Annotated in this window: 1 protein-coding gene and 1 pseudogene; both read left to right on the plus strand. The window is 72.2% G+C overall.

Going from position 1 to position 1,877, the window contains the following annotated elements:
• Positions 1 to 493, plus strand: a pseudogene (locus ACXJKL_RS20225) (argininosuccinate synthase); the annotation flags it as partial.
• On the plus strand, positions 493 to 1,877 hold a 1,385-nt coding region (gene argH, locus ACXJKL_RS20230), incomplete at its 3' end, for an argininosuccinate lyase (RefSeq protein WP_457208788.1). The pseudogene ACXJKL_RS20225 and the gene argH, both read left to right, overlap by 1 nt.

Below are 1,877 nucleotides of genomic sequence, written 5' to 3' on the forward strand. Positions count from 1 at the left end.
CGAGGACACGATCGCCAACTACCACCACGAGGGCCGCCGTCTCGGCCGGCTGCTCTACGAGGGCCGCTGGCTGGACCCCCAGGCGCTGATGATGCGCGAGTCGATCCAGCGCTGGATCGCCTCGCTGGTGACCGGTGAGGTGACGGTCCGGCTCCGCCGCGGGGAGGACTACACGGTCCTGGCCACGGACGGTCCGGCGTTCTCCTACCACCCGGACAAGCTGTCGATGGAGCGCACAGACAACGCCGTCTTCGGTCCCACGGACCGCATCGGCCAGCTCACCATGCGCAACCTCGACATCGCCGACTCGCGGGCCAAGCTCGAGCAGTACGCGGGCCAGCCCCAGGACCAGGGCCACGTGCTGGTCGAGAACGGCAACCTGTTCGGCGAGATCGAGCCCGGCGGGGCCGACCGGATCGCCCGCGCCAACGGCGCCGACCAGCTCGACGACGAAGCACTCGACCACGCCGCGATGGACGTCGGGACCGACTGATGGCCGAGCACGGCAGCGGCACCACCAACGAGGGCAAGCTGTGGGGCGGTCGCTTCGCCTCGGGTCCGTCCCCGGAGCTCGAGGCGCTGTCGCGCTCGACGCACTTCGACTGGCGGCTGACCCCGTACGACCTCGCCGGCTCGCGGGCCCACGCCAACGCCCTGCACGCCGCCGGGCTCCTCACCGACCCGGACCACGCCGAGCTGGTGCGCGGACTGGACGTGCTGGGGGAGCGGTACGCCGCGGGCACCCTGCACCCCGACCCCTCCGACGAGGACGTGCACGGCGCGCTCGAGCGCCTGCTTCTCGAGGAGGTCGGCCCCGACGTGGGGGGCCGGATCCGGGCCGGTCGATCACGCAACGACCAGGTCGCCACCCTGTTCAAGGCGTTCCTGCGCGACCACGCCGCGGTGGTCGCCGGTCAGGTGCTCGACCTCGTCGACGCGCTCGTGGTGCAGGCGCGGGGACACCTCGACGTGATCATGCCGGGGCGCACCCACCTCCAGCACGCGCAGCCGGTGCTGCTCTCGCACCACCTGCTCGCCCATGCCTGGCCGTTGCTGCGCGACGTGTCGCGGCTGGCCGACTGGGACGCGCGGGTCGCCGGCGACTCGCCGTACGGGTCGGGGGCCCTGGCCGGCTCGTCGCTGGGTCTGGACCCGACAGCGGTGGCGCACGAGCTCGGCTTCACCGGCTCCAGCGCCAACTCCATCGACGGCACCGCGGCCCGCGACTTCGTCGCCGAGCTCGCCTTCGTGACTGCGATGATCGGCGTGGACGTCTCCCGGATGGCCGAGGAGGTCATCCTCTGGACGACGCGGGAGTTCGACTTCGCGCGGCTCCACGACTCGTGGTCGACGGGGTCGAGCATCATGCCGCAGAAGAAGAACCCGGACATCGCCGAGCTGGCCCGCGGCAAGGCCGGCCGGCTCGTYGGCAACCTGGCCGGGCTGATGACCACGCTCAAGGCGCTGCCGCTGGCCTACAACCGGGACCTCCAGGAGGACAAGGAGCCGGTCTTCGACTCCGTCGACACCCTCGAGGTCCTGCTGCCTGCGTTCACCGGGATGATCGCCACCCTGGAGTTCAACACCGACCGGATGGGCGAGCTCGCGCCGCAGGGTTTCTCGCTCGCCACCGACGTGGCCGAGTGGCTGGTCCGCGAGGGCGTCCCGTTCCGGGTCGCCCACGAGGTGGCCGGTGCCTGCGTCCGCCGCTGCGAGGAGCTCGGCGTCGAGCTGCACGAGCTGACCGACGAGCAGATGGCGGCGATCTCGCCCGACCTCGGGCCCGGGGTCCGTGAGGTCCTCACCGTGGAGGGGTCGGTCGCATCGCGCACCGGTCGCGGCGGCACCGCCCCCGACCGTGTCCGCGACCAGCTCAC

It is taken from the genome of Nocardioides sp. P5_C9_2 (assembly GCF_054049555.1).